Genomic DNA, 25,923 nt, shown 5'->3' on the forward strand with positions numbered 1-25,923 from the left:
TTGAATGATCGCAGCCTTCGGCCCTTCTCGCAGAGACTGACCGAAGGCTGCGATTTTCGTTTTCAGGCCACCAACCGCTCCAACGCCCCGCGTAGCTGAGCCGGAATCGTCACTGGCCGATTCGACGTGCGATCTACGAACACATGCACGAAACGCCCCGCCGCACAGGCCTCGTCCTCGCCCGCCTTGAACACCGCCAGCTCATATTGCACCGAACTGTTGCCCAGCTTCCCGACTCGCAGACCGATTTCGATCCGGTCCGGGAAAGCGATCGAGGCAAAATAATCGCAGGCTGAACTCACGACGAAGCCCACCACCTCCCCGTCATGGATATCCAGGCCACCGGTCTCGATCAGATAGGTATTCACCGCTGTATCGAAAAAGCTGTAGTAGGTGACGTTATTGACGTGACCGTACACATCGTTGTCATGCCAGCGTGTAGTCACTGGCTGGAAATGCGGATACTCGGCGCGTTGGGGCATCACTTGTCCTTGGTCTGGCTATCTGAGGCGTTGTGCAGGGTGCAGATACTACCGCTGCGAGAAGCTCTTGCCTTGCGCAGCCAGCTCGCCAATCAGACGGGCAGGCTTCCATTGGTCCCCCTGCTTCGTCTCGAGCTCCAGCAACCGTGCGTGGATGTCTTCGAGGCCCTGCTGATCCGCCCAGGCCATCGGGCCGCCCTTGTCCGCCGGAAAGCCATAGCCATTGAGATAAACCAGGTCGATGTCGCGGGAAGACTCGGCAATGCCCTCCTGGAGGATCTTCGCACCTTCGTTGACCAATGCGAGCAAGCAGCGCTCCAGAATCTCCTCGGCAGCTATTTCGCGGCGCTGAAAACCCAGCTCCTCACTGACCCGCAGCACCAGCGCATCGACCTCCACATCCTGCTCGGCCTGGCGGCTGCCCGGCTCATAGTGGTAGTACCCGTTACCACTCTTCTGGCCGAACCGCCCCATCTCGCACAGGCGGTTGTCCACTTGTACTTCGGGCGCATCCTGACCTTTACCCGCCAACTCGCGCGCGCGCCATTCCAGGTCGATCCCAACCACGTCATACATGCGGAACGGCCCCATGGCAAAGCCGAAACCTTGCAGCGCGGCATCGACCTGATGGGGAAACGCTCCCTCCAGCAGCATCTTGCGCGCCTCCAGCACATAGGGATGAAGCATCCGGTTGCCGATAAACCCGTGGCAATTGCCCGAAACCACGCTCACCTTGCCCATGCGCTTGCCCAGCGCCAGGGCGGCATCCAGCGCCGGCCTGGAGGTTTGCGCGCCACGAACGATTTCGAGCAGTTTCATGATGTGCGCCGGGCTGAAGAAATGCAGGCCCAGCACCTGGGTCGGCCTGCGCGTGGCGGCGGCAATCGCATCGATGTCCAGCGCCGAGGTGTTGCTTGCCAGGATTGCCTCGGGCTTGAGCATGCCGTCCAGCTCGCGAAAGATCTTCTGCTTGAGTTCCAGGTTCTCGTAGACCGCTTCGATGACCAGATCCGCGTTGCGGATTGCCGCGTAGTCGTCCGCCCGAGCTATTCGGGCGATGCGCGCATCGGCTTCGCCTTGGTCAATACGTCCCTGGCGCACGTTATGGGCATAGGTGTCGGCCACCGCCGCCAGCGCCTGCTCAAGCATTTGCGGATTATTGTCGACCCACTGCACCGTAACGCCGGCATTGGCCAGGCACATCACGATGCCTCGCCCCATGGTGCCCGCCCCGACCACCGCGGCGCGCTGGATATCAAAGGATGTCTGGCTCATGTCTGCTCTCTTGTTGGTGACCCAAAGACAGCGTTCACCTTAGTCAGCCGGCGGATATTTTTGAAATTTATTCGTGTGATGAAGGGCATTCAGCGGATGGATGCAGCTCACAGGGTACGGGTTATTCGTCTGATGTCAGGTACAGATCAAGATCTTCACGTAAGGCCAGCGACGCCAAGCGCTGGATTTCAAGAATTTGTTTCGCTGAAAGCCTGAAATCCGCGCCGATATGATCGATGCTGCTCTTCCATTCCATCACGGGCGCCAAGTCCTCTACCGACAGGCTGATGCTCTGCTCAATTACCAATTCGTCCTTGTCCGGATAAAATCCCAACACAGCAAAACTCATGATTCTGCCTCCCTCGTTTTATCCACCTGTTTGGTCAGAGGCCATCAAGCGTTCTGATAATCAAAAGATATCTGATAGTCATGCTTCGACAGATCCAAGGCATGTCGAAAATGTGGTTGGAGGACTTCAACCCAGTCGGCATTCACATCAAAGTTTCCGTTGTTGATATTTTTTTCCAAAGGGATATCAAGATCATCCATAACCGATGAATCATCCGCAAAATCCTTTGAATATTCTTTCCCAATCAATAGTTGAGATGTTTTATCAAACCACCTGAGTCGTATTTGTAACCCCATGAACCCTCACATAAATTCATGCAGCGTAAGAGCGTTCTGGCTTTTCACGAGACGACACCAAGTATCCAGGGTCGTGCCCCAACGAAGAGCCTTCAAGCATTCCCTATGGAGCTGTATCAATAGTCATTACATGTAATTTGATAAATGCAGCTAGGATGGTAAATCTCCTTTCCCAATATTTCTTCGAACTCGGTTAGCTGCGACCTCGTAAGGTTATAGCCCTCCCAGCCCTCCTGCTCGTTAGTCCACCCCATAATTAGCTTGGTACGTTCTGCCTGACCTTCTGGTATTTTTTCCTCAAATTTCAGAAAGCCGGTTTCCTTATCAAAGACTTCAATCATGTAAATCATGGCTCGACGCTCCTGGTTTTGTCTGCGGGTTTAGTTTGCTCTCCGGTGGTCGGGCTGTATTCGCCAAGATGTTGCCCACGTTTGTTATACATCTCGACTGTTCCGTGTTGAGAGTCCCATTCAAAAATAACTCCTTTAAGGGTTTCCAGCGTTTCCTCAGGGCGCCTCCACCCTTGACCCGAGTTTTACGATCAGTGCGTACGGCATCTGGAAAAGCAATCACCTCCGGAGCTTTATGATACTTGTGGTCTCTAGAAACACTAAGTACGACGTAGATTGGCGAAACCCCAGCCCCTCCCGACCGCCCAACAATGTAAATGCGCCATAGGCGCTCAGCATTTCCGTCGGGATGTAGCCGGTTGGATTGTGGTAGTCGATGATCGCAGCGCAGATCGCAGGACTTGGCAAACACGCAGCCCTTGATGTCCGGTACCTTCCTTTCACGTACCTGGGCCTGGCGCTGGCTCATATACGCTTCCTGCCGGGCGAGCATGTCTTTGTAAGCCTTGAGGTCGGCGTCTCTTTTCGCCAGTTCGGCAGAGGTCATGTCCCGCAGGACCCTGTAGCCTCTGTCGCCACCGCGAAGCTCCCAGACCTGCGGGATACCGGCTTTTCCTTTCGTCATGCTTCGTCCTTGTCGGGCGCCGCTGCCTCACTGACAGGGCGCGACGAACCTTACCCGGCAGCAAAAAGCAGCGCGTACAGGACGTTTCCGAAACCGCAGTGGGATCTTTCCCTTTTTTAATGCACTAAACTTTCCGGGTCTGACACGCCCTGCTCACCTGTCCCTCGGACTCTCCAACATGCATCTCGCCCCAGACTTTCCCGACGATCTCGCCATGCGCCAGCTCATGGAATTGCTCCACGAAGAACTCGGCCTGCCGGAACGCAAGACCATTCGCCTGGACACTGCGGTCAATTTCGATCTTGGCTGCGATGGCGCGGATGCCAGGCACCTGATGGAAGCGTTGGAGGAGCGGTTCGTCATCGACTTTGTCGACTACGACGCCTATCGCTACTTCCAACCGGAAGGCTTTGATGTATTTCAAAAGCGCAGGGCCAAGGGCCGGGGAAACAAGCTGCCGCTGACGATCGGCATGCTCTACAAGGCGATCAAGGCGCAACGATGGGACACGCGGGAGTTGGAGGAAAAATAGTCGCCCACAAAAAAGCCACCCTCAAAGGGCGGCTTTCTCATTCAATCACCAAGCCTTACAGCTGCGGACCCGCCGCCTTGATCGCATCGCTCACGTCGAACTTCTTGAAGTTCTCGGTGAACAGACCGGCCAATGCCTTGGCGGCTTCGTCGTAGGCAGCCTTGTCGGCCCAGGTGTTGCGCGGGTTCAGCAGGCCGGTCTCGACGCCTGGGACAGCCAGCGGCACGTCCAGGTTGATGATATCCAGGTGTTCGGTTTCAGCACCTATCAGCGCGCCGCTCTGGATGGCCGCGATCACCGCACGGGTGGTCGGGATGTTGAAGCGCTTGCCGACGCCGTAGCCGCCGCCGGTCCAGCCGGTGTTGACCAGGTAGACCTTGGAGCCGAAACCACGGATACGCTTGATCAGCAGCTCTGCATATTCACCGGCCGGACGTGGGAAGAACGGCGCGCCGAAGCAGGTGGAGAAGGTCGACTTGATGCCGCTGCCCGAGCCCATTTCAGTCGAACCCACCAGTGCGGTGTAGCCGGACAGGAAGTGGTAGGCGGCTTGCTCTTCGCTGAGGATCGACACCGGTGGCAGCACGCCAGTCAGGTCGCAGGTCAGGAAGATCACGGCGTTTGGCTCGCCCCCGAGGTTTTTCGGCGCGCGTTTTTCGATCAGCTCACGCGGATAGGCAGCGCGGCTGTTCTGGGTCAGGCTGTCGTCGGCGTAGTCGGCTTTCTTGGTGACCGGGTCCAGGACCACGTTTTCCAGGACGGCGCCGTGCTGGATGGCTTTCCAGATGACCGGCTCGTTCTTCTCGGACAGGTCGATGCACTTGGCGTAGCAGCCGCCTTCGATGTTGAAGACCACACCCACGCCCCAGCCGTGCTCGTCGTCACCGATCAGGTAACGGCTTTCGTCGGCGGACAGGGTGGTCTTGCCAGTGCCCGACAGACCGAAGAACAAGGTCACGTCGCCTTCTTCGCCCATGTTGGCGGCGCAGTGCATCGGCAGCACGTCGACCGCTGGGAGCAAGAAGTTCTGTACGGAGAACAGGGCTTTTTTCATTTCGCCGGCGTAGCGCATGCCAGCGATCAGCACTTTCTTGGCCGCAAAGTTGATGATCACGGTGCCGTCGGAATTGGTGCCGTCGCGCTCAGGCTCGCAGACGAAGTTCGGCGCGTTGAGGATCTGCCACTCGTCCTTGCCGCCGGCGTTGTACTGCTCGGGATTGATGAACAGGCAACGACCGAACAGGTTGTGCCAGGCCGTCTCGGTGGTCATCTTGACCGGCAGGTAGTGCGCAGGATCGGAACCTACATGCACGTGGGAAACAAAACGCTCGCGCTCACCCAGGTAGGCCTCGACGCGGTTCCACAGGGCATCGAACTTGTCGGCCGGGAACTTGCGGTTGATCGGGCCCCAGGCGATGGCGTCCTGGGTAGTCGGCTCTTCCACGATGAAACGGTCGACTGGCGAGCGACCGGTACGATGACCGGTACGAACAACCAGCGCGCCAGTATCGGCAAGCTCGCCTTCACCGCGATTCAGGGCTTCTTTGACCAGATCATCGACACTCAGATCGGTATACACGGCGTTATTGGCTTGCGTCATGAGATTCCCCGTCGGCCCGTGGCCGAGTGCTCCAAACGTTTTGTAGTAGGAAGTCGCGCACTACTACCCGAAAAAAGTGGGCCGGATTATGCCAGAAAAGCCCAAAAAGAGTAGGGCCCTCCCGTCAGTACGGCGTAAATCCGGCGTTTGCCAGGAGATTTACCTGCGCTGAACCGTTTTAGTGACGAGTATCTGACGGTGTGTCGACACCCGCACCGGCGAACAATTGTGCGATGTCCGCCGCGTCGAACAGGTAGCGCTCATTGCAAAACTGGCAATCGATCTCGATGGCGCCGCCATGCTCGATCACCAGTTGCTGCGCATCTTCCAGACCCAGACTGACCAGCGCATTGCCGGATCGTTCACGGGAGCAACTGCATTGGAAGCGCAACGGCTGACCCTCGAACAGGCGCACCTGCTCTTCGTGATAGAGGCGATGCAAGATGGTTTCGTTGTCCAGGCCCAGCAACTCGTCGGCGCTCAAGGTGCTGGCCAGAGCGGTGACGTGCTGCCAGCTGGCGTCACGCTCTTCCGAATCGCGAATGCGATCGGCGGGCAATTGCTGCAACAGCAGGCCACGGGCGCGCCGCCCGTCGGCGTACAGCCAGAAGCGGGTGTTGGTCTGCTGGGACATGACGAAGTAATTGGTGAAGCATTCGGCCAGCGTCGCGCCGTCAAGATCGACAATGCCCTGATAACGCTTGCCATGACTCGGATCGACCGTCAGGGCCAGCACGCCGTTGGGCATCATGTCGGCCAGTGTCGCGTCGGCGCCGATCTGCTCGGCGTGGTACCGGGCCAGGCCACGAATCTCGCGCTCGCTGGAGCATTCGATCATCAGCAAGGGGATTGGACCTTCGGAGCGCGCCTGGAGAATCAGCAAGCCATCGAACTTCAAGGTGCCCACCAGCAATGCTGCCGCCGCCATCAGTTCGCCAAGCAGTTGCGCGACCGGCTCCGGATAGGGGTGCTTGGCAAGGACTTCGGCATAGCTACGCTCCAACGCCACCAGCTCGCCACGGGCGTCGCTGTCATCGAAGATGAAACGCTGGGTGAAGTCGGTATCCGGTAAATCAGTCATAGGGTCTGGTATCTGCGGTGATGACAAATGATGACGGGCATTTTATGGGCATTCCGGGTGGGTTCCAAGCAAGGTGAGGGTTTGCCTGACCGGAAGGGCTCATCTGGATTTGCAGGCCTGGCACATCGTGGCGAGGGAGCTTGCTCCCTCGCCACGGGTTACCGGTGCGCCGATGTTTTATTCGCTATTGCTGCCATGAAACCTGAACAGGTCGCGACGCTGCTTCTTGCTCGGCTTGCCATCGGTGCTGACGCCCAGGGCCCCGGCCTTGCGTTGTGCGGCCGCGGCTTCGCGCTTGGCGATGCTGGCGTCGGTCTCGCGATAGAGTGTCTGCGCTTCTGGCGCGCCGCGCCGCACAATCGACAGGGCTTCGACCACCACGGTTTTTTCATCGAACCCGGCGCGAATGACGTATTCGTCGCCAATACGTGGCTCTTTGCCAGGCTTGCAACGTTCACCGCGATGGTGAACCTTGCCGCTTTCGATGGCGGCCTTGGCCAGGGCACGGGTCTTATAGAATCGCGCCGCCCACAACCATTTATCGAGACGGACCTTGTCGTCCTCTTCGCTTTTTTGTGCCACTGCAATTCCTCTTTTCAACCAATAGCCAGAACTGTACTACCGTTTTTGTCGGGCGCACGAATCCGCTCCGACGGATAGAATGCCCGCCGAACCGCTCGCTTGCATTGGCATGCGCCGGTATCGGTTACACCTGTAAACAAGTACGTAGATAACTGTCGCCATTTTGTGATTATTCTGCGTGAATACCGCGATTGCGGAGTCCGCTATCCGATGCGCCAATTTCAGGTTGTTTTTATTGAAGACTTTTGACCATCTGACCGTCGTCGGTCTGCGCGAATGGGTGGCGCTCCCGGATCTGGGAGTCGCAGGCCTGCGGGCAAAAATCGACACCGGCGCCAGCACCTCCAGCCTGCACGCCACCGATATCGAGCCATTCGAGCGCGACGGCGAGAAGTGGGTGCGTTTCACCGCTCACCTGGGAACGGTGGTGCAACTGCGCCACCGCCGCTGCGAAGCCCCGCTGGTGGCGCGCAAGACCATCAAGAGCTCCAACGGCCACGCCCAGGTCCGCTACGTGATCAGCACCACGCTGGCGCTGGGTGATCGGTTCTGGCGGGTGGAGTTCACCCTGGCCTGTCGTAAATCCATGCGGTATCGCCTGTTGTTGGGTTCAAAAGCCTTGATCGACGGCCAGTTGGTCGTCAATCCAGGCATCAAATACGTTCAAGACAAACCGGTATTTCCGGTGTCCACTACCTCTGCCACAGGTGTTGCATGAAGATCGCTGTGCTGTCGCGCAATCCGCGCCTGTATTCCACTCGTCGCCTGGTTGAAGCAGGGACCGAACGTGGCCATGAAATGGTGGTGATCGATACCCTGCGCGCCTACATGAACATCGCCAGCCACAAGCCGCAGATCCACTACCGCGGCAAACCGCTGGAAGGCTTTGATGCGGTGATCCCGCGTATCGGCGCATCGGTGACTTTTTATGGCTGCGCAGTGCTGCGCCAGTTCGAAATGATGGGGGTGTTCCCGCTCAATGAGTCTGTCGCTATCGCTCGCTCCCGAGACAAGCTGCGCTCATTGCAATTGCTCTCCCGACGCGGCATCGGCTTGCCGGTAACCGGTTTCGCCCACTCTCCCGATGACATCCCCGACCTGATCGCGATGGTCAACGGCGCGCCGCTGGTGATCAAGGTGCTAGAGGGCACCCAGGGGATCGGTGTCGTGCTGTGCGAGACCGCAACCGCGGCGGAATCGGTGATCGAGGCGTTCATGGGCCTCAAGCAGAACATCATGGTCCAGGAATACATCAAGGAAGCCGGTGGCGCGGACATTCGTTGCTTCGTGGTCGGCGATAAAGTGATCGCCTCGATGAAACGCCAGGCCAAACCCGGTGAGTTTCGCTCCAACCTGCATCGCGGTGGCAGCGCGAGCCTGATCAAGATCACCCCGGAAGAACGCATGACTGCCCTGCGCGCGGCCAAGGTCATGGGATTGGCGGTGGCTGGCGTGGATATCCTGCGCTCCAATCACGGACCGCTGGTGATGGAGGTCAATTCTTCGCCAGGCCTGGAAGGAATCGAGACCACCACCAGCAAGAACGTGGCCGGGATCATCATCGAGCACCTGGAAAAAAATGGCGGGCCGAACATGACCCGGACCAAGGGCAAGGGTTGAATCGACACAAAGCCCTGTGGGAGCGAGCTTGCTCGCGATGCGGTGTATCAGTCAGCATCAACTCGGCTGACTGACCGCAATCGCGAGCAGGCTCGCTCCCACAGGTACTCAGTTTTACCTGGAGAGATTGCTACACCGCATCCCGCGGCAGCATCAAGCCCAACGGCAATCGCACCCGTGCCTCCAGCCCGCCGCCAGCCCGATTGCGCAATTCGACGTTGCCGCCATGCATCGAGGCGATGCGCTTGACGATGGCCAGGCCCAGCCCGGTGCCCTTCCCTCCCCGAGCCCGATCACCGCGGGTGAACGGGTTGAAAATGGCTTCCAGCTCCGCTGGGTCGATGCCGGCGCCGCGGTCCATGACGCTCAGGACGACATAAGGCGCGCTGGTGTCGCCGGAAACATAGGCGGCGACTTCAACGCCCGTGCCGGCATGGTTGAGGGCGTTACCGATCAGGTTGTTCAACAGGCGCTTCATCGACACGCGGCGCAGCGGAAACGGCTGGATGGGCTCCAGGCGCAAGTGGACCTTCTCTTCGTTCTGGTTATAGGGCGCAGCCACCTCCCGTACCAGCTCGCTGAGGTCCACCTCCTCTACCGATTCGTCACGACCGTCGCGAATGAACGCCAGGAACTGATCGAGAATCGCGTCCATGTCTTCGATATCGCGGACCATTTCGTCGGTCAGGTCGGTGTGCTCGCCCATCAGTTCCAGCGACAGCCGCAACCGCGTCAGCGGCGTGCGCAAGTCATGGGAGACGCCGGCGAGCATCAGCTCACGTTCGCGTCCGGCCTGTTCGACATCCTCGGCCATCTGGTTGAAGGCGCGGTACACCTCAGTCATCTCGCTGGGCGTATCGCTGATGGGCAACCGCACGCTGCGGCCCTGGCCCAGTTGCCGGGCCGCATAGACCAGGCGCTTGAGTGGCTGGTTGAGCTGGCTGACGAAAATCCACGCCGAAGCCGTCGACAAAAGGCCGATCGCCAGAAACCAGCCCAGCACGTTCCAGATTTTCTGGCCCCGCAGCGGATGGGGGTACAGCGGAACCTTCAGCCACCCATCGCCAAGGCTCGGGGCACGCACCCACAAGGCCGGCGGCGAATGCATGCGCAGCCGCACTTCGGTGTCGGCGCCCAGTTCGGCCTGCATCTGCCGCTGGTAGATCTCGCTGTATGGCCAATGCTGCTCACCTTCAGGCACACCTGCGCCGACCACCCGGATCAAAGTCGCCGCCTCGGCGATTTTGACTCGATTGGTTTCGTCCGCTGCCCAATAGGCGCGCAGGGTCAAGGCAACGCCGTGACTGTATTGGCGGTCCACCAGCACGTCTTCGTTCATCAGCAGGTAAACCAGCGTCAGCGCCTTGGAAAACAGCACGACGATCAGCACCAGCCAGAGGGTGCGGGAGAAAAAGCTCTGGGGGAACCAGACGGGGGTCTTCATGAGTAACCGCTACATACTTGCAGGAGCGAGCGATGCTCGCACAATGACGGACCGCGAGTCGCCTGGAAAGATTTTCACCCGCCAGGCTGCGCGCTCCTACAAATCGCCGATCACTTGCCGGCAGCGCCATCCGGCACGAACACGTAGCCAACGCCCCAGACCGTCTGGATATAACGCGGCTTGGAAGGATCGGGTTCGATCATCCGGCGCAGACGGGAAATCTGCACGTCGATGGAGCGCTCCAGCGCATCCCACTCGCGGCCACGGGCCAGGTTCATCAGCTTGTCCCGGGTCAGCGGCTGGCGGGCGTTCATCACCAGGGCCTTGAGCACGGCGAACTCGCCAGTGGTGAGCATATGGATCTCATCGCCGCGCTTGAGCTCGCGGGTGGCCAGCGACAGTTCATAGTCGCCGAAGGTCACGCTCTCGTCTTCGCTGCCCGGTGCGCCCGGCACCGGCGCCGACTGGCGACGCAGGACAGCCTTGACCCGGGCCATCAGCTCATCCGGGTTGAACGGCTTCGCCAGGTAATCGTCGGCGCCCAGCTCCAGGCCCTTGATACGGCTCAGTTCGTCGCCCTTGGCAGTGAGCATGATGATCGGGATCTGGTTGTTGGCGCCTCGCAAGCGGCGACAGGCCGTCAAGCCGTCCTCGCCAGGCAGCATCAGGTCGAGGACCACAAGGTTGAAAACCTCACGGGCCAGCAGCCGGTCCATTTGCTCGGTGTTCGGTACGGTGCGGGCGCGATAGCCCTTGCTGACGAAAAAGCGCTCCAGCAGGCTGCTCAGCCCCGGATCGTCGTCAACAATCAGAATTTTTTCGCCTTCAGCAGTTTGTGCGGTGCTGCTCATAGGAAGCTCCTTTGATCTTGGCGCGCATTATGGCTTAGCTGCCGTTATACGCACCGAGTGCATTGTTAGCAGATTTTTCCTCTATCTTCAGTAGCTCACCCATCCATCCCGCAGGTCACGACACCCCCCGAACAGCGGAACGCTGGTTATAATGCGCGGCCTTTTGCGCCAGGGGATGCCGGATCGTTATACCGGCGCACCGTTCTCCCTGGCCAGGCAGCACTTTTTGAATTCAGCGGGTCACTGGCCGTCCCCTGCCCCCGGCAGCGACGCAAGCCAGGCCGCTCAACCAGCCTCGCCGCGCCCTGTTACTGTGGCGGCGGGCCTGATTTCACAATTTGTCAGGTGGTTTTATGGACAGCATCAACAGCCGCATCGCCGAGGAACTCGGCGTACGCCCGCAACAGGTCGAAGCGGCCGTCGCGCTACTCGATGAAGGCTCCACGGTGCCTTTCATCGCCCGTTACCGGAAGGAAGTGACCGGCAGCCTCGATGACACCCAGCTGCGTCATCTGGAAGAGCGCCTGCGCTACCTGCGAGAACTCGACGAACGGCGCATCAGCATCCTGGCGAGCATCCAGGAGCAGGGCAAGCTGACCCCGCAACTGGAACGCGACATCAAGCTGGCCGACACCAAGACCCGCCTGGAAGACTTGTACCTGCCCTACAAGCAGAAACGCCGCACCAAGGGCCAGATTGCCCTGGAAGCCGGCCTCGGCGAACTGGCCGACGGCTTGTTCAATGACCCCACGTTGGCGCCGGAAGCCGAAGCCGCACGTTTCGTCGATGCCGAAAAAGGCGTGGCGGACATCAAGGCTGCCCTGGAAGGTGCCAAGTACATCCTCATGGAGCGCTTCGCCGAAGACGCGAACCTGCTGGAGAAATTGCGCAATTACCTCAAGCAGGAGGCGATCCTCAGTGCTCGCGTCATCGCCGGCAAAGAAGAGGAAGGCGCCAAGTTCCGCGATTACTTCGAACACGACGAACCGCTCAAGAGTATGCCGTCCCATCGCGCCCTGGCGATTTTCCGCGGTCGCAACGAAGGCATCCTCAGTTCATCGCTGAAAGTCGGCGAAGAATTGCCCGGCACCATGCACCCGTGCGAAGGCATGATCGGCCAGCAGTTCGGCATCCAGAACCAGAACCGCGCCGCCGACAAGTGGCTGGCCGAAGTGGTGCGCTGGACCTGGAAGGTCAAGCTCTACACCCACCTGGAAACCGACCTGCTGGGCGAACTGCGCGACAACGCCGAGACCGAGGCGATCAACGTGTTCGCCCACAACCTGCACGACCTGCTGCTGGCCGCACCAGCCGGGCCGCGTGCCACGCTGGGCCTGGACCCGGGCCTGCGCACCGGCTGTAAGGTGGCCGTGGTCGATTCCACCGGCAAGCTGCTGGACCACGCCACGGTCTACCCGCATGTGCCGCATAACAAGTGGGACCAGACCATCGCTATCCTTGCCGCCCTCTGCGCCAAGCACTCGGTGGACCTGATCGCCATCGGCAACGGCACCGCCAGCCGTGAGACCGACAAGCTGGCCGCCGAGCTGATCAAGAAATACCCGGCCATGAAAATGACCAAGGTCATGGTCTCCGAGGCCGGCGCTTCGGTTTATTCGGCGTCGGAACTGGCCTCGAAGGAATTCCCGGACCTGGACGTGTCGATCCGTGGCGCGGTGTCCATCGCCCGGCGCCTGCAGGACCCACTGGCGGAGCTGGTGAAGATCGACCCGAAATCCATCGGCGTCGGCCAGTACCAGCATGACGTATCGCAATTGAAGCTGGCCCGTGGCCTGGACGCCGTGGTGGAGGATTGCGTGAACGCCGTGGGCGTGGACGTGAACACCGCTTCGGTAGCACTGCTGGCGCGTATCTCCGGCCTGAACGCCACGCTGGCGCAGAACATCGTCACCCACCGCGACGAACACGGCGCGTTCAAGACCCGCGCCGCGTTGAAAAAAGTCCCGCGCCTGGGTGAAAAAACCTTCGAACAGGCCGCCGGCTTCCTGCGCGTCATGAATGGTGACAACCCGCTCGACTCCTCGGCAGTTCACCCGGAAGCCTATCCACTGGTGCAACGCATCGCCGCCCAGACCGACCGCGACATTCGCTCGCTGATCGGCGACGCGGCGTTTCTCAAGCGCCTGGACCCGAAGAAATTCACTGACGAAACCTTCGGCCTGCCCACCGTGACCGACATTCTCCAAGAGCTGGAGAAACCGGGCCGCGACCCACGTCCGGAGTTCAAGACCGCTGAATTCCAGGAAGGCGTCGAAGACCTCAAGGACCTGCAACCGGGCATGATCCTCGAAGGCGTGGTGACCAACGTCACCAACTTCGGCGCGTTCGTCGACATCGGCGTGCACCAGGACGGCCTGGTGCATATTTCGGCCTTGTCGGAGAAATTCATCAAGGACCCTCGCGAAGCCGTGAAGGCCGGTGACGTGGTGAAAGTGAAGGTCATGGAAGTCGACATCCCGCGCAAACGCGTTGGCCTGTCGATGCGCATGAGCGACACGCCGGGCGAGAAAATCGACGGCGCCCGCGGTGCCCGTCCAGGCGCCGCGCCACGCCAGTCGCAGAACACCGCGCCGCGCAAGGAAACCGCCACCGCGGCCCCGGCGAATAACGCCATGGCCTCGCTGTTCGCCAACGCCAAGCAACTGAAGAAACGCTGATGGAAGCGCCGGCCGGGTTGGTGGAGAGCGCGTTTTTCAAGCTGCTCGGCTGCCGTCTGCAGAGCCTCGGGGACGGGGTGGCGCAAGTCGCTCTGAGCCTTGAGCCTCCGTTGCGCAACCGCGGTGGCAAGCTCCACGGCGGGGCGCTGTTCAGCCTGGTGGACATTGCCATGGGGCTGGCCTGCTCCAGCGTCCATGGCTTTGACCAGCAGAGCGCAACCATCGAGTGCAAGATCAACTACATTCGCGCCGTGTCCGACGGCGAAGTGCTGTGCACCGCCCGGGTCATCCACCCGGGCCGGCGCACGCTGGTGGTCGAGGCCGAGGTGATGCAGGGCGACAAACTGGTCGCAAAAGCGCAAGGCACGTTCGCTGTCCTATAGCTCGCTGTCATCGATTTAGGGTAATTTCGACGCCATGAATGCCGTGCCGACCTCTATTGTGGGAGCGAGCCTGCTCGCGATAGCGATGGACCAGTCAATATAAAGTTGACTGAGACACCGCCATCGCGAGCAAGCTCGCTCCCTCAGTGGGGTTGCGGTGGTTGGCCTTTGGCACAAAAACCAGGCGAAAACGCCAGTTTCAACTTCACCCTTGTAGACCGTCTTGCCCACCCCCATATTGGGGCGACTGACGCGTGAAGGAATTCAACTTGAGCGACCTTTTAAACCGCCGCCTGGCCCTGCTCGGCGAGCGCGCCAACCTCTCCCTGCTCGAGCAGTGCCTGCACGGTATCGAACGTGAATGCCTGCGCGTCACGGGCGACGGGCGCCTGGCGCAGACCCCGCATCCCGAATCCCTGGGCTCGGCGCTGACCAACGAACAGATCACTACTGACTATTCCGAGTCGCTGCTGGAGTTCATCACGCCGGCCCTGGCCAACCCGGCCGACACCCTGCACAGCCTCGACAGGATCCACCGGTTTGTCTACAGCAAGCTCGGCGACGAGTACCTGTGGAGCCCTTCGATGCCGTGTCCGCTGCCGGCCGAGGAAGACATTCCGATCGCCTACTACGGCACCTCGAATATCGGTCGACTCAAGTATGTCTATCGCAAGGGCCTGGCCCTGCGCTACGGCAAGACCATGCAATGCATCGCCGGGATCCACTACAATTTCTCCCTCCCGGAAAAGCTCTGGCCCCTGCTGCGCCAGGACGAGGCCAGCGAGGTGAGCGACCGCGACTTCCAGTCCTCGGCCTACATCGCGCTGATCCGTAATTTCCGCCGCTACAGCTGGTTGCTGATGTACCTGTTCGGCGCCTCGCCGGCCCTGGACGCAGGTTTCCTGCGCGGCCGTCCGCACCAGTTGGAGCAACTGGACCCGGACACCTTGTACCTGCCCTATGCCACCAGCCTGCGCATGAGCGACCTGGGTTACCAGAGCAACGCCCAAGCCGGCCTGACACCTTGCTATAACGACCTGGCGAGCTACACCGACAGCCTGCGCAAAGCCGTGGCAACCCCCTATGCACCTTATGTCGACGTCGGTACTCACCAGAACGGCGAATGGGTGCAGCTCAACACCAACATCCTGCAGATCGAAAACGAGTACTACTCCAACATCCGCCCCAAGCGCGTGACCTACACCGGCGAGCGGCCGATCCAGGCGCTGATGGCCCGGGGAATCCAGTACGTCGAAGTGCGCTGCCTGGACATCAACCCGTTCCTGCCAATGGGCATCGACCTGACCGAGTCGCGCTTCCTCGATGCGTTCCTGTTGTACTGCGGCCTCAACGACAGCCCGCAGCTGGAAAACAACGAGTGCAGCAACGCCACGAGCAACTTCCTGACCGTGGTCAAGGAAGGCCGCAAGCCTGGCCTGCAATTGCAACGCCAGGGCCAACCCGTGGATATGCAGGCCTGGGCCCTGGAATTGCTGGAAAAAATCGCTCCGCTGGCGGCGTTGCTTGACCAGGGCCAGGGTGGCGAGGCACACCGTCAGGCACTGGATGCGCAACGGGCCAAGGTTCGCGACCCGTCCTTGACGCCATCCGCCCAGGTGCTGGCCGCCATGGCCGAGCACGGGGAGAGCTTCGCCGAGTTCTCCCTGCGCCAGAGCAAGGCCCACGCCGAATTCTTCCGCGCCGAGCCGTTGTCGACCGAGGAACAGGTCACCTTCGAGAACACCGCACGCCAGTCGCTGGTCCAGCAAACCGAGCTGGAGCAGAACGAAGTCGGCGATTTCGACGTGTTCGTGGGTTCGTATCAGGCGAGCATTCTGGCGATCAGTAACTGAGTCGCCAATGTGGCGAGGGGATTTATCCCCGCTGGACTGCGGAGCAGTCCCTAGAGGCTACGCTGTTCGCCACAGCTTGCAGCCGAAATCCTTGGGGTCGCTTCGCGACCCAACGGGGATGAATCCCCTCGCCACAAGGGTCCTGAGCCATTCTCAGCAGAATTTTTCGAAAATAAGCTAATTCGAAAAAGTTATTTATTTACTAATTCTTAGATCATTTAGTCTCCTCCAACGCCGACTCTCCGGCGGCCTGTTGAGGAGCTTCCCCATGTCTTTGCGTTTCCCCCTTCGCCTTCTCGCGGCCGCCTCCCTGGCCGCGGCGAGCCTTTTCGCCCAGGCGGCCGACCTGACCGTGGCCTATCAGACCACCGTCGACCCGGCCAAAGTCGCCCAGGCCGACGGCGCTTATGAGAAAGCCACCCAGGCCAGGATCAACTGGCGAAAATTCGATAACGGCGCCGACATCATCGCCGCCATCGCCTCGGGCGACGTACAGATCGGCTACCTGGGCTCCAGCCCGCTGACCGCCGCCATCACCCGCAAGGTTCCGGTGGAAACCTTCCTTATCGCCACCCAGATCGGCGCCGCCGAAGCCTTGGTTGCCCGTGATGGCTCCGGCATCAAGACCCCGCAGGACCTGATCGGCAAGAAAATCGCCGTGCCGTTTGTTTCCACCGGCCATTACAGCCTGCTCGCCGCGCTGAAACACTGGAATATCGACCCGTCGAAAGTCACCGTGCTCAACCTCGCGCCACCGGCCATTATCGCTGCCTGGAAGCGCGGCGACATCGACGCCACCTACGTCTGGGACCCGGCCCTGGGCGTGGCCAAGGAAAACGGCAAGGTGTTGATCACCTCCGCTGAACTGGCCCAGTTCGGCGCGCCAACCTTCGACGCCTGGATCGTGCGCAAGGACTTCGCCCAGAAGCATCCCGAGATCGTCACGGCTTTCGCCAAGGTCACCCTGGATGCCTACGCCCAGTACCGCAAGGACCCGCAAGCCTGGCTGGCCGACGCATCGAACATCGACAAGCTGGTGAAACTCTCCGGCGCCAAGGCCAGCGACATCCCATTGCTGTTGCAAGGCAACGTATTCCCGTTGGCCGCCGACCAGGTGGTCAGCCTCGGTGCCCCAACCACCCAGGCCATCACCAACACCGCCGCGTTCCTCAAGGAGCAAGGCAAGGTTGAAGCCGTGCTGCCGGACTACGCGCCATACGTCAGCGCCAAATACATTACCCGCTGATCAAAGACAGGAGACGTCGAGATGGCCTTGCTACAGCTGGAGCGCATCAGCGCACAGTACCCCGGCGCAACGAAACCGGTACTGGCGGATATTTCGTTGACCCTGGGCCCGCAGCAGTTGCTGGTTGCCCTCGGCCCCTCCGGCAGTGGCAAGACTTCGCTGCTCAACCTGATTGCCGGGTTCGTGGAACCCAGCGCCGGACAGATTACTCTGGACGGTGTTCCCGTCAGGGGCCCGGGTGCCGAGCGCGGCGTAGTGTTCCAGGACGATGCGCTGTTGCCCTGGCAAGACGTGTTGGCGAACGTCGGGTTCGGCCTGGAACTGGCGGGAGTTGCCAGAGAGAAACGCGAGGCTCGCGCTCGGGAAATGCTCGCCCTGGTGGACCTGGCCGGTTTCGAAAAGCGCCGTGTCTGGCAGCTGTCGGGCGGTCAGAAGCAACGCGTCGGACTGGCCCGCGCGCTGGCGGCCGATCCACGGCTATTGCTGATGGACGAACCTTTCGGCGCCCTGGACGCGTTCACCCGTGAACAGATGCAGGAACTGCTGCTGCAAGTCTGGCAACGTACCGCCAAACCGGTGTTCCTGATTACTCATGACATTGAAGAGGCGGTATTCCTTGCCACCGACCTGATCCTGCTGGCGCCCGATCCGGGGCAGATCGTCGAGCGCCTGAGCCTGGATTTCGGGCGTCGCTACGGCGCGGGGGAATCGGCGCGGTCGATCAAGTCCGACCCGCGCTTCATCGAAACCCGCGAGCATGTGCTTGCAAAAGTGTTCTCCCAACGCAGCGCCACTCGGCAACAGGAGCGCGCATGAGCAGCTATGAAGTTCCAGCCGTGGCCAGCGACGCCGTGGCCGCCCGCCCTCCAGTCCTCGCGCGCCGTACCCTGAGCACGCGATGGATCAGCGGCCTGACGCTGGTGGTGCTGCTGTTGGTCTGGTGGGCCGTTACCGCCAGCGGCATGATCGAACCGCTATTCCTGCCGCCGCCCTCCGCCGTGCTGCAAAAAGGCTGGCTGCTGGCTACCAGCGGCTACATGGACTCCACACTCTGGCAGCACCTCGGCGCAAGCCTCGGGCGGATTGGCCTGGGCCTGCTGTTCGCGGTGTTGACGGCGGTGCCGGTGGGTATCGCCATCGGTGCCAACCGTATCGCCCGTGGCGTACTCGATCCGCTGATCGAGTTCTACCGACCGATTCCACCCCTGGCTTACCTGCCGCTGATCGTGATCTGGTGCGGCATCGGTGAGCTGTCGAAAGTCCTGCTGATCTACCTGGCGATTTTCGCCCCGATCGCCATCGCCACTGCAACCGGCGTGCGCACCGTCGACCCGGCCAAACTGCGCGCAGCCCAATCGCTGGGGGCCACGCGGGCGCAACTGATTCGCCATGTGATCGTACCCAGCGCCCTGCCCGACATCCTCACCGGTATCCGCATCGGCCTGGGCGTGGGCTGGTCGACGCTGGTCGCCGCCGAACTGATCGCGGCCACCAGCGGCCTGGGGTTCATGGTGCAGTCGGCGGCGCAGTTCCTGGTCACCGATGTGGTGGTGCTGGGGATCCTGATGATTGCGCTGATCGCCTTCGCCATGGAAATGGGCCTGCGCGCCCTGCAACGCAAACTGGTGCCGTGGCACGGCCAGGCCCACTGAACCCTGATGACCACGCCGACATTCGGCGCCGATCCGAGAGAACGACGATGAGCCGTCCAACCGTTACCCCCCTGAGCGTTGCCCTCGGCGCGCAGATCAGCGGGATCGATATCAGCCAGCCACTGGCGCCGGAAGACCGTGACGCCATCGAGCAGGCACTGCTCGAATATCAGGTGCTGTTCTTCCGCGACCAGCCGATCGAACCCGCGCAACAGGCCCGTTTCGCCGCGTACTTTGGCGACCTGCACATCCACCCGATCTACCCCAACGTGCCGGAGCAGCCCGAAGTGCTGGTGCTCGACACGGCCGTCACCGATGTGCGCGACAACGCGGTGTGGCACACCGACGTGACCTTCCTGCCGACCCCGGCCATGGGCGCGGTACTCAGCGCCAAGCTGCTGCCGGCATTCGGCGGCGATACGTTGTGGGCCAGCGGCATCGCGGCCTACGAAGCCTTGTCGGCACCGTTGAAAAGCCTGTTGGCGGGCCTGACGGCGACCCACGACTTTACCCGTTCGTTTCCGCTCGAGCGCTTTGGCAACACGGCGCAAGACCGGCTACGTTGGGAAGAAGCACGGCGCAAGAATCCACCGCTGTCGCATCCGGTGATTCGCACTCATCCGGTGAGCGGCCGCCGCGCGCTGTTCGTCAACGAAGGCTTCACTACGCGCATCAACGAGCTGTCGGAAACCGAAAGCGAGGCGATCCTGAAATTGCTGTTTGCCCATGCGACGCGTCCGGAGTTCACCGTTCGCTGGCGCTGGCAGGCCAACGACGTGGCCTTCTGGGACAACCGCGTGACGCAGCATTTCGCCGTGGACGACTACCGCCCCAACCGGCGGGTGATGCACCGGGCGACAGTGTTGGGGGATGCGCCGTTTTTCAGGTGAGGCCTGCCTGAATCTTCCAAACGACCCATATCCCCGTGGCGAGGGAGCTTGCTCCCGCTGGGCTGCGTAGCAGCCCCAAAATCTCGGATCAGTTCATCATGCGCAAGCAACATGAACTTGGGGCCGCTTCGCGACCCAGCGGGAGCAAGCTCCCTCGCCACGGGTCCTGCGTTCAATCTGATAAACCGGCTGGAATTACTCAGCTGTAGAAGGTTTCTCCCACAGGTTGATCCCGCCCTCTTGGGCAAACCGGTCAATCTCGGCCAGTTCTTCGGCGCTGAACTCGAGATTCTGCAGCGCTCCGACGTTCTCGACGATCTGCTCCGGTCGGCTGGCGCCGATCAGGGCCGAGGTGACACGCGGATCGCGCAATGTCCAGGCCAGGGCCATTTGCGCCAGGCTTTGACCGCGACGCTGGGCGATCTCGTTGAGGGCGCGTACGTGGGCGATGTTTTCCTCTGACAGATGCGAGGCCTGCAACGAACCGCCGCCCGGGCGATTGACCCGCGCATCGGCGGGAATGCCCTTGAGGTATTTGTCGGTCAGCAGGCCCTGCGCCAGCGGCGTGAAGGCGATCACGCCGGTGCCCAGTTCCTCGGTGGCGTCCAGCAAGTCCTTCTCGACCCAACGGTTGAGCAGGTTGTAGGCCGGCTGATGGATCAACAGCGGCACTTTCCATTCCTGGAGCAGCGCCGCCATTTCCCGGGTCTTCACGCCCGAATAGGAAGAAATGCCAATGTACAGGGCCTTGCCCTGCTGCACGGCGGTGGCCAGGGCGCTGGCGGTTTCTTCCAGCGGCGTGTCGGGATCGAAACGGTGGGAGTAGAAGATGTCCACGTAGTCGAGACCGAGGCGCTGAAGGCTCTGGTCAAGGCTGGCCAGCACGTATTTGCGCGAACCGCCGCCCTGGCCATAAGGGCCTGGCCACATGTCCCAGCCGGCCTTGCTGGAGATGATCAGTTCGTCGCGGTATTGCTGGAAATCTTCACGCAGCAACCGGCCGAAATTGATTTCGGCGCTGCCGTAGGGCGGGCCGTAGTTGTTGGCCAGGTCGAAGTGGTTGATACCCAGGTCGAATGCCGTGCGCAACAAGGCCCGCTGAGTGTCGATCGGCGTGCTGTCGCCGAAGTTGTGCCACAAGCCGAGTGACAAGGCCGGCAGTACCAGCCCGCTGCGCCCGACGCGGCGGTAAGGGATGGATTCGTAGCGGTTTTGCGCAGCGGTGTAGGTCATCGAAAAAGCTCTCTGTTCGGACGGCGGGTGGCAGAAGCTAACATTTCACAGACGCACCAGTCAGGTCGAAAGTTCGCGCAAGGCCGCTGCTGCCAGAAAACCCGAACGCGAGCTGTAACGCTGGTCTCGTCGCACGGTTTGATCGATACGCTCAAGCAATTGCTCGGGCAGTGTGGCGTTGAACCGCACCGACTTTCCGAAATAGGGCGTGACATCAAACTCAACCACGCCCCATATCCCCCCGGCGTATTGCGGATCGTCGAGATGATCGTCAATTTCATGGATCTTTGGCAGCGGTTCGCCGTCGGCTATCAGGCCTTCATAGTGCAACGAGAGCGCTTCTCTCACATTTTCGAATGCCTGGCTCACCGTACTGCCTGCGGAAAAACAACCCGGCACATCCGGGACCGTCACGCCGTATTCGGAATCGGCATCCTTGTGCAGAACGACCGGAAATTTCATGTGGACGAATCCTTCCTCCAGACCCGGCAACCGCAGCAACCGGTCTGATAACAATGCATCCCCATCGGGGATTTCGTAATCGGTCATGACCTTCATTTCAGGCCCGCCTGTTTCAAAATGCTATTGATCGTGCCTCTGGGCAGATCGGCGTCAGGGTGCTTGATCGTCACCCTCCCAGCCTTGAAAGCGTGTTTATACTGATGATGACTACCCTTGACCGCCACCAGATACCAACCATCCTCCTCAATCTTCCTGATCATTTCCCGGCTTCGCATCACCTATGCCTTATTCGACAGCTCTGCCGGGAAACTCTAGCTGTGAAAGAGGGTTTTGATACACACAATACACACTCTGAAAAATATTAGCTCAACTCTTCCAACTGATGCACCGTTACCACAATCCAGTCATCGCGCCTGCGCAAACACCTCCGCCACCCAATCCACGAACACCCGTACCCGCGGTGACATGTGTCGGTTGTGTGGATAAACCACCGACACCGGCATCGACGGTGGAGGCGTCGCGGCGAGCACTTCGCGGATCAGGCCTTGGCGGATCGGCTCCTCCATTCGGTAATACGGGCATTGGATCAGGCCCATGCCGGCGATCGCCGACGCCGCATAGATTTCTGCCCCGGACACCGACAACGTGCCCCCGATCGAAACCTCCTTGAGCTCGCCGTCGACCATGAATTCGAATGGATAAAGCTTGGCGGTGGTGCGCGAGACGTAGTTCACCGCCCTGTGCTGCTTGAGATCCTCCAGGCTTTTCGGCTCACCGTATTGGCGCAGGTAAGCGGGGCTGGCACAGGTGATCTGGCGAAGATTGGCGACACGCCGGCCGATCAACGACGAATCCGCCAACGTACCGGAGCGCACGACACAATCGACGCCCTCGGCGATCAGGTCGACGAAGCGGTCCGCTTCACTGATAAACAATTCGATATCCGGGTAGCGGGTCATGAATTGCGGCAACGCGGGGATCACGAAATACCGCGCCTGGGTTCCATGCAGGTCCACCCTCAACTTGCCTTTGGGCGCCACGCCGCGAAACGCCAGCTCGGCTTCTTCGAGTTCCGCCAGCAATTGCACGCAACGCGGGTAGTAGGCCTCGCCATCGAGGGTCGGACGCACCCTGCGTGTGCTGCGCTCCAGCAGACGGACACCCAGCCAGGCTTCGAATTGATTGAGGGTGTGGGTCAGCGTGGCCCGGGGCATGTTCAGGTCTTCGGCAGCCAGGGTGAAGCTGCTGCGTTCGTAAATGCGGACAAACACCTTCATCGCCTTGACCTGGTCCATCTGAAGCCCTGATTGTTGAGAAATATTGAACAGTCAAGGCAACTCTCCTGCATTTATCGCTGCGCGTAAACATGTGAATCTCGCTTCAACCCATCACGAAATCTGAAGGAGATCCTTGCCATGACTGCTCAAAACGCCAAAGTCGCCATCGTCACCGGTGCCTCCCGTGGGATCGGCGCGCAGATAGCCAGGCAATTGGCGAGCGACGGGTTTGCCGTCGCCATCAACTTTGCCAGCAGCGCCACCGAGGCCTCGCAGCTGGCGGTGCAGTTGCGTCAGGCCGGGCACCCGGCCATAGCGGTGAAGGCCGACGTGTCGGTTGCCGCCGACGTCAGCCGGATGTTCGATGAAGTCGAAGCGCAACTGGGCAGGGTCGATGTGTTGATCAACAACGCCGGCATCCTCCAGGTCATGCCGTTGGCGCAGCACAGCGATGAGCTGTTCGACCGCACGTTCGCCATCAACACCCGTGGCACTTTCAACACCCTGCGCGAGGCCGCGACCCGGCTGAACGATGGCGGCCGCATCGTGAATTTTTCCAGCAGTACCGTGGGCATGAACCTGCCGGGCTACTCGGTGTACATCGCCAGCAAGGCCGCGGTGGAATCCCTGACCCAGGTGTTTGCCAAGGAACTGCGCGGTCGCCAGATCACCGTCAACGCCGTGGCCCCGGGGCCGGTCGCCACCGAGCTGTTCATGCAGGGCAAAAGCGAAGAGCAGGTCCAGCACTATGCCAAGATGCCGCCCCTGGAACGCCTCGGCCAGCCGGAAGACATCGCCAGCATCGTGTCATTCCTGGTAAGCCCGGCCGCTGGTTGGGTGAACGGCCAGATCCTGCGGGCTAACGGAGGGCTGGTCTGAGGCTTGGCTTTGCGCAGCCAGTGAAACCGCCATCGCGAGCAAGCTCGCTCCCACAAGGGTTGTCCCATTACCCTGTGGGAGCGAGCTTGCTCGCGATGGCGTCGGTGCGATGCCGATTATTTTTTCAGCGCACCAGATGCAGAAACTGCATGTGCCGCTCGTACTGGTCGAGGATGTCGTTGATGACCTGCTCCTTGGAATACCCCACCAGGTCATAGTCCTGGCTGCCCTCGCTCAGGTGTACTTCGGCGCGGTAGTAGCGACGATTGTTGATCTGTTTGGAGCCCATGCCACCCCGGGCGAAGGACGGCGTGAAGTAACCCCGCATCTGCACCTGGTAGATGAACGGATGCTGTTCGCCGTGGCCGATCTCCAGGCTGACGCTGTCGTTGGCCGGGTCTGGCTGGGTCATCACCGTCAGACCCTTTTCGGCGAATACCGCCTTCACCTCCTCGATAGCCGGGCGCACCGTGGTATCGAGGAAGCGATACACCTCGTCGCGGGAAGGAAAATGTACCGCCTGGCTCAAGCGCTGGCGCCAGCCGCCAGTGCCCCGCCGGGAGCCCGACACCGGCGCGAGGGAATGCAACTGCGCGATCTGCTTCTGCGACTCCAGGTAGAACGCCTTGTGCAGGCCCCACATCATCAGCAGCAGAATCAGCGAGAACGGCAAGGACGTCAGCACCACGGCCGACTTCAAGGCATCGATGCTGCCGGAGAACAGCAAGGCACTGGTCACCAGGGCAGTCATCGCGCCCCAGAACACCCGCAGCCATTTCGGCCCATCCTCATCGGGGCTGCCGCCCTTGGCCGACAACGTCGACAGCACCACGGTGCCGGAGTCGGCGGACGTGACAAAAAACACGAAGCTGATGAACACCGTGACCGCTATTACCGTCTTGCTCCACGGGTAGGTTTCCAGCAGCAGGTAAAGGCTCATCGACGGGTTGTCCAGGGCCGACATGCCCAGGGCGCTCATGCCATGGTTCAGGACCTGGTCGATGGCGCTGTTACCGAAAATCGACATCCACGCCAGGGTGAAACCCAGGGGGATCAGCAGCACGCCGAACACGAATTCACGGATCGTCCGGCCACGGGATATGCGTGCGATGAACAGCCCCACGAACGGTGACCAGGCGATCCACCACGCCCAGTAGAACACCGTCCAACCGCCCAGCCAGTCGCTGGGCTCGTTGTAGGCATACAGGTCGAAACTCTTCATCGGCAGGGCGCCGAGGTAATCGCCGAGATTCTGGATAAGCGTATTGAGCAGATGCTGGGTCGGTCCGGCGAACAGCACAAACAGCAACAGCGCGCACGCCAGCAGCATGTTGATATCGGACATGACGCGTACGCCCTTGTCGACGCCGGCAACGGCGACAATGATTGCCGCGCCCATCATCAGCACGATCAGCCCGACCTGGATCCACTGGGTGTGAGCGATGCCGAACAGGTAATCCAGACCGGAATTGAGGTGCAGCACGCCAAAGCCCATATCCGCGCCAAGGCCGAACACGGTCGCGATGATGCCGAAACCGTCCACCGCATAACCGATCGGCCCGTTGATGCGCTTGCCGATCAGCGGGTACAACGCCGACCGCAAGGCCAGCGGCAGGTTGTGCCGATAGGCGAAGTACGCCAGGGCCATGCCAACGAAAGCGAACACACCCCAGCCGTGCAAACCCCAGTGCAGGAACAGGATCTGCATCGCCTGGCGCGCCGCATCGGCGGTGCCGGCTTCGCCCTGGGGCGGCTGGACCAGATGGGTCAGGGGCTCGGAAACGCAGAAGAAAAACAAGGTGATGCTGATCCCGGCGGCGAACAACATGCCGGCCCAGGACAGGTAGCTGAACTCGGGCTCGTCGTGGTCGGCACCGAGCTTGATCTTGCCGTAGCCGGACAAGGCGGTGACCACCACGAAGACCAGATACAGGGTCATCGCCAGCATGTAATACCAGCCGACCGTATTGGCCGCCCAGTTCTGCGCGGCCAGCAACCAGGCGCCGGCCTGCTCCGGCACGGCAATGACGACCAGGCCGAACATCAGGATGAAGGTCGCGGCGAAATAAAACACCGGCGGATTCATGCGGACCAGGCCGCTGGATGGGAGGGACGAAGTACTCATCGACGAAGCACCTCGCAAAGCGAAATCATGACGTGCGCAAACGGACTCGGCAAAGGCAAGCCTCCTGTTGTGAGCGGGCAGCAAACCAATGGTTTAACTTGAATGAACGTTCAAGTTAAACATGAATAGGCTGCCAAGGACTAATCGCAGGGCTCAAT

General features: G+C 60.8%; 27 protein-coding genes and 1 pseudogene. 11 read left to right on the top strand and 17 right to left on the bottom strand.

Annotated elements, in window-relative coordinates:
- Positions 1–62: 62 nt before the first annotated feature.
- The 7 genes and pseudogenes from PSH78_RS25075 to PSH78_RS25100 form a co-directional block, all read right to left on the bottom strand.
- Positions 63–482: a thioesterase family protein gene (locus tag PSH78_RS25075; protein ID WP_305497522.1), complete on the bottom strand. Its 420-nt coding sequence runs from the start codon at positions 480–482 to the stop codon at positions 63–65.
- 48 nt (positions 483–530) lie between these two features.
- Positions 531–1,757: a 3-hydroxyacyl-CoA dehydrogenase gene (locus PSH78_RS25080; protein WP_305497523.1), complete on the bottom strand. Its 1,227-nt coding sequence runs from the start codon at positions 1,755–1,757 to the stop codon at positions 531–533.
- 121 nt (positions 1,758–1,878) lie between these two features.
- Positions 1,879–2,106 (bottom strand): hypothetical protein, encoded by a 228-nt coding sequence (locus tag PSH78_RS25085; RefSeq protein ID WP_305497524.1) that lies wholly within the window; start codon positions 2,104–2,106, stop codon positions 1,879–1,881.
- A 44-nt stretch (positions 2,107–2,150) separates the two neighbouring features.
- Positions 2,151–2,402, bottom strand: a complete 252-nt coding sequence (locus tag PSH78_RS25090) for a colicin E3-like toxin immunity protein (protein ID WP_305497525.1) — start codon at positions 2,400–2,402, stop codon at positions 2,151–2,153.
- Positions 2,403–2,518: 116 nt separating this feature from the next.
- The gene (locus tag PSH78_RS25095) at positions 2,519–2,752 is read right to left on the bottom strand and encodes a hypothetical protein (RefSeq protein ID WP_305497526.1); all 234 of its coding nucleotides are present in this window, start codon (positions 2,750–2,752) and stop codon (positions 2,519–2,521) included.
- Entirely contained in the window at positions 2,749–2,844 is a 96-nt protein-coding gene (locus PSH78_RS26785) for a colicin E3/pyocin S6 family cytotoxin (RefSeq protein WP_370871143.1), read from the bottom strand. Before PSH78_RS26785 ends, PSH78_RS25095 begins: the two co-directional genes overlap by 4 nt.
- 89 nt (positions 2,845–2,933) lie before the next feature.
- Positions 2,934–3,377, bottom strand: a pseudogene (locus PSH78_RS25100) (hypothetical protein); the annotation flags it as partial.
- A 178-nt stretch (positions 3,378–3,555) separates the two neighbouring features.
- Between PSH78_RS25100 and PSH78_RS25105 the strand changes: the two are divergent.
- Positions 3,556–3,909 carry a DUF1493 family protein gene (locus tag PSH78_RS25105; protein ID WP_305497527.1) on the top strand — a complete coding sequence of 118 codons (354 nt, stop codon included), beginning with the start codon at positions 3,556–3,558 and terminating at the stop codon, positions 3,907–3,909.
- Positions 3,910–3,964: 55 nt separating this feature from the next.
- Here PSH78_RS25105 and PSH78_RS25110 read toward each other — a convergent pair whose 3' ends face one another.
- The 3 genes from PSH78_RS25110 to PSH78_RS25120 all read right to left on the bottom strand — a co-directional run bounded on the left by PSH78_RS25110 (position 3,965) and on the right by PSH78_RS25120 (position 7,172).
- Complete coding sequence (locus PSH78_RS25110; RefSeq protein ID WP_060739668.1) at positions 3,965–5,509, bottom strand: phosphoenolpyruvate carboxykinase; 1,545 nt, start codon at positions 5,507–5,509, stop codon at positions 3,965–3,967.
- A 178-nt stretch (positions 5,510–5,687) separates the two neighbouring features.
- Positions 5,688–6,590, bottom strand: coding sequence for an Hsp33 family molecular chaperone HslO (gene hslO, locus PSH78_RS25115; RefSeq protein WP_305497528.1), 903 nt, complete (start codon positions 6,588–6,590; stop codon positions 5,688–5,690).
- A 177-nt stretch (positions 6,591–6,767) separates the two neighbouring features.
- The gene (locus PSH78_RS25120) at positions 6,768–7,172 is read right to left on the bottom strand and encodes an RNA-binding S4 domain-containing protein (RefSeq protein WP_305497529.1); all 405 of its coding nucleotides are present in this window, start codon (positions 7,170–7,172) and stop codon (positions 6,768–6,770) included.
- Positions 7,173–7,467: 295 nt separating this feature from the next.
- On the opposite strand from PSH78_RS25120, the gene PSH78_RS25125 reads away from it, so the two are divergent.
- The gene (locus PSH78_RS25125) at positions 7,468–7,890 is read left to right on the top strand and encodes an ATP-dependent zinc protease (protein ID WP_305501394.1); all 423 of its coding nucleotides are present in this window, start codon (positions 7,468–7,470) and stop codon (positions 7,888–7,890) included.
- Complete coding sequence (gene rimK / locus PSH78_RS25130; RefSeq protein WP_003196697.1) at positions 7,887–8,792, top strand: 30S ribosomal protein S6--L-glutamate ligase; 906 nt, start codon at positions 7,887–7,889, stop codon at positions 8,790–8,792. The genes PSH78_RS25125 and rimK overlap by 4 nt, the downstream gene beginning before the upstream one ends.
- Before the next feature lie 130 nt (positions 8,793–8,922).
- Here rimK and PSH78_RS25135 read toward each other — a convergent pair whose 3' ends face one another.
- Positions 8,923–10,236, bottom strand: coding sequence for an ATP-binding protein (locus PSH78_RS25135; RefSeq protein ID WP_305497530.1), 1,314 nt, complete (start codon positions 10,234–10,236; stop codon positions 8,923–8,925).
- 110 nt (positions 10,237–10,346) lie between these two features.
- Positions 10,347–11,087, bottom strand: coding sequence for a two-component system response regulator OmpR (ompR, locus tag PSH78_RS25140; protein ID WP_039592639.1), 741 nt, complete (start codon positions 11,085–11,087; stop codon positions 10,347–10,349).
- Positions 11,088–11,440: 353 nt separating this feature from the next.
- Here ompR and PSH78_RS25145 point away from each other — a divergent pair, with 353 nt between their 5' ends.
- The 7 genes from PSH78_RS25145 (at position 11,441) to tauD (ending at position 19,789) form a co-directional block, all read left to right on the top strand.
- On the top strand, positions 11,441–13,765 hold the full coding sequence (locus PSH78_RS25145) for a Tex family protein (RefSeq protein ID WP_305497531.1): 2,325 nt from the start codon (positions 11,441–11,443) through the stop codon (positions 13,763–13,765).
- Positions 13,765–14,148, top strand: a complete 384-nt coding sequence (locus tag PSH78_RS25150) for a PaaI family thioesterase (protein ID WP_305497532.1) — start codon at positions 13,765–13,767, stop codon at positions 14,146–14,148. Before PSH78_RS25145 ends, PSH78_RS25150 begins: the two co-directional genes overlap by 1 nt.
- Positions 14,149–14,417: 269 nt before the next feature.
- On the top strand, positions 14,418–16,001 hold the full coding sequence (gshA, locus tag PSH78_RS25155) for a glutamate--cysteine ligase (RefSeq protein WP_305497533.1): 1,584 nt from the start codon (positions 14,418–14,420) through the stop codon (positions 15,999–16,001).
- A 268-nt stretch (positions 16,002–16,269) separates the two neighbouring features.
- Positions 16,270–17,247 (top strand): taurine ABC transporter substrate-binding protein, encoded by a 978-nt coding sequence (tauA, locus tag PSH78_RS25160; protein WP_305497534.1) that lies wholly within the window; start codon positions 16,270–16,272, stop codon positions 17,245–17,247.
- A 21-nt stretch (positions 17,248–17,268) separates the two neighbouring features.
- On the top strand, positions 17,269–18,063 hold the full coding sequence (tauB, locus tag PSH78_RS25165; protein WP_305497535.1) for a taurine ABC transporter ATP-binding subunit: 795 nt from the start codon (positions 17,269–17,271) through the stop codon (positions 18,061–18,063).
- Positions 18,060–18,899, top strand: coding sequence for a taurine ABC transporter permease TauC (gene tauC / locus PSH78_RS25170; protein ID WP_305497536.1), 840 nt, complete (start codon positions 18,060–18,062; stop codon positions 18,897–18,899). Before tauB ends, tauC begins: the two co-directional genes overlap by 4 nt.
- Before the next feature lie 47 nt (positions 18,900–18,946).
- Positions 18,947–19,789, top strand: coding sequence for a taurine dioxygenase (tauD, locus tag PSH78_RS25175; RefSeq protein WP_305497537.1), 843 nt, complete (start codon positions 18,947–18,949; stop codon positions 19,787–19,789).
- Positions 19,790–19,984: 195 nt separating this feature from the next.
- Here tauD and mgrA read toward each other — a convergent pair whose 3' ends face one another.
- The 4 genes from mgrA to PSH78_RS25195 form a co-directional block, all read right to left on the bottom strand.
- Positions 19,985–21,022, bottom strand: coding sequence for an L-glyceraldehyde 3-phosphate reductase (gene mgrA, locus PSH78_RS25180; RefSeq protein ID WP_305497538.1), 1,038 nt, complete (start codon positions 21,020–21,022; stop codon positions 19,985–19,987).
- A 60-nt stretch (positions 21,023–21,082) separates the two neighbouring features.
- A complete protein-coding gene (locus PSH78_RS25185) occupies positions 21,083–21,484 on the bottom strand; it encodes a type II toxin-antitoxin system HicB family antitoxin (protein ID WP_305501396.1) in 402 nt (133 codons plus the stop codon).
- A 92-nt stretch (positions 21,485–21,576) separates the two neighbouring features.
- On the bottom strand, positions 21,577–21,759 hold the full coding sequence (locus tag PSH78_RS25190; RefSeq protein ID WP_305497539.1) for a type II toxin-antitoxin system HicA family toxin: 183 nt from the start codon (positions 21,757–21,759) through the stop codon (positions 21,577–21,579).
- Positions 21,760–21,888: 129 nt separating this feature from the next.
- Positions 21,889–22,779, bottom strand: a complete 891-nt coding sequence (locus PSH78_RS25195; RefSeq protein ID WP_305497540.1) for a LysR family transcriptional regulator — start codon at positions 22,777–22,779, stop codon at positions 21,889–21,891.
- A gap of 120 nt (positions 22,780–22,899) precedes the next feature.
- On the opposite strand from PSH78_RS25195, the gene PSH78_RS25200 reads away from it, so the two are divergent.
- Positions 22,900–23,640: an SDR family oxidoreductase gene (locus tag PSH78_RS25200; RefSeq protein ID WP_305497541.1), complete on the top strand. Its 741-nt coding sequence runs from the start codon at positions 22,900–22,902 to the stop codon at positions 23,638–23,640.
- 124 nt (positions 23,641–23,764) lie between these two features.
- On the opposite strand, the gene betT is transcribed toward PSH78_RS25200, so the two are convergent.
- Positions 23,765–25,726, bottom strand: coding sequence for a choline transporter BetT (gene betT, locus PSH78_RS25205; protein WP_305501398.1), 1,962 nt, complete (start codon positions 25,724–25,726; stop codon positions 23,765–23,767).
- Between the last annotated feature and the right edge of the window lie 197 nt (positions 25,727–25,923).

It is taken from the genome of Pseudomonas sp. FP198 (genome assembly GCF_030687895.1).
Taxonomy (GTDB): Bacteria; Pseudomonadota; Gammaproteobacteria; order Pseudomonadales; family Pseudomonadaceae; genus Aquipseudomonas.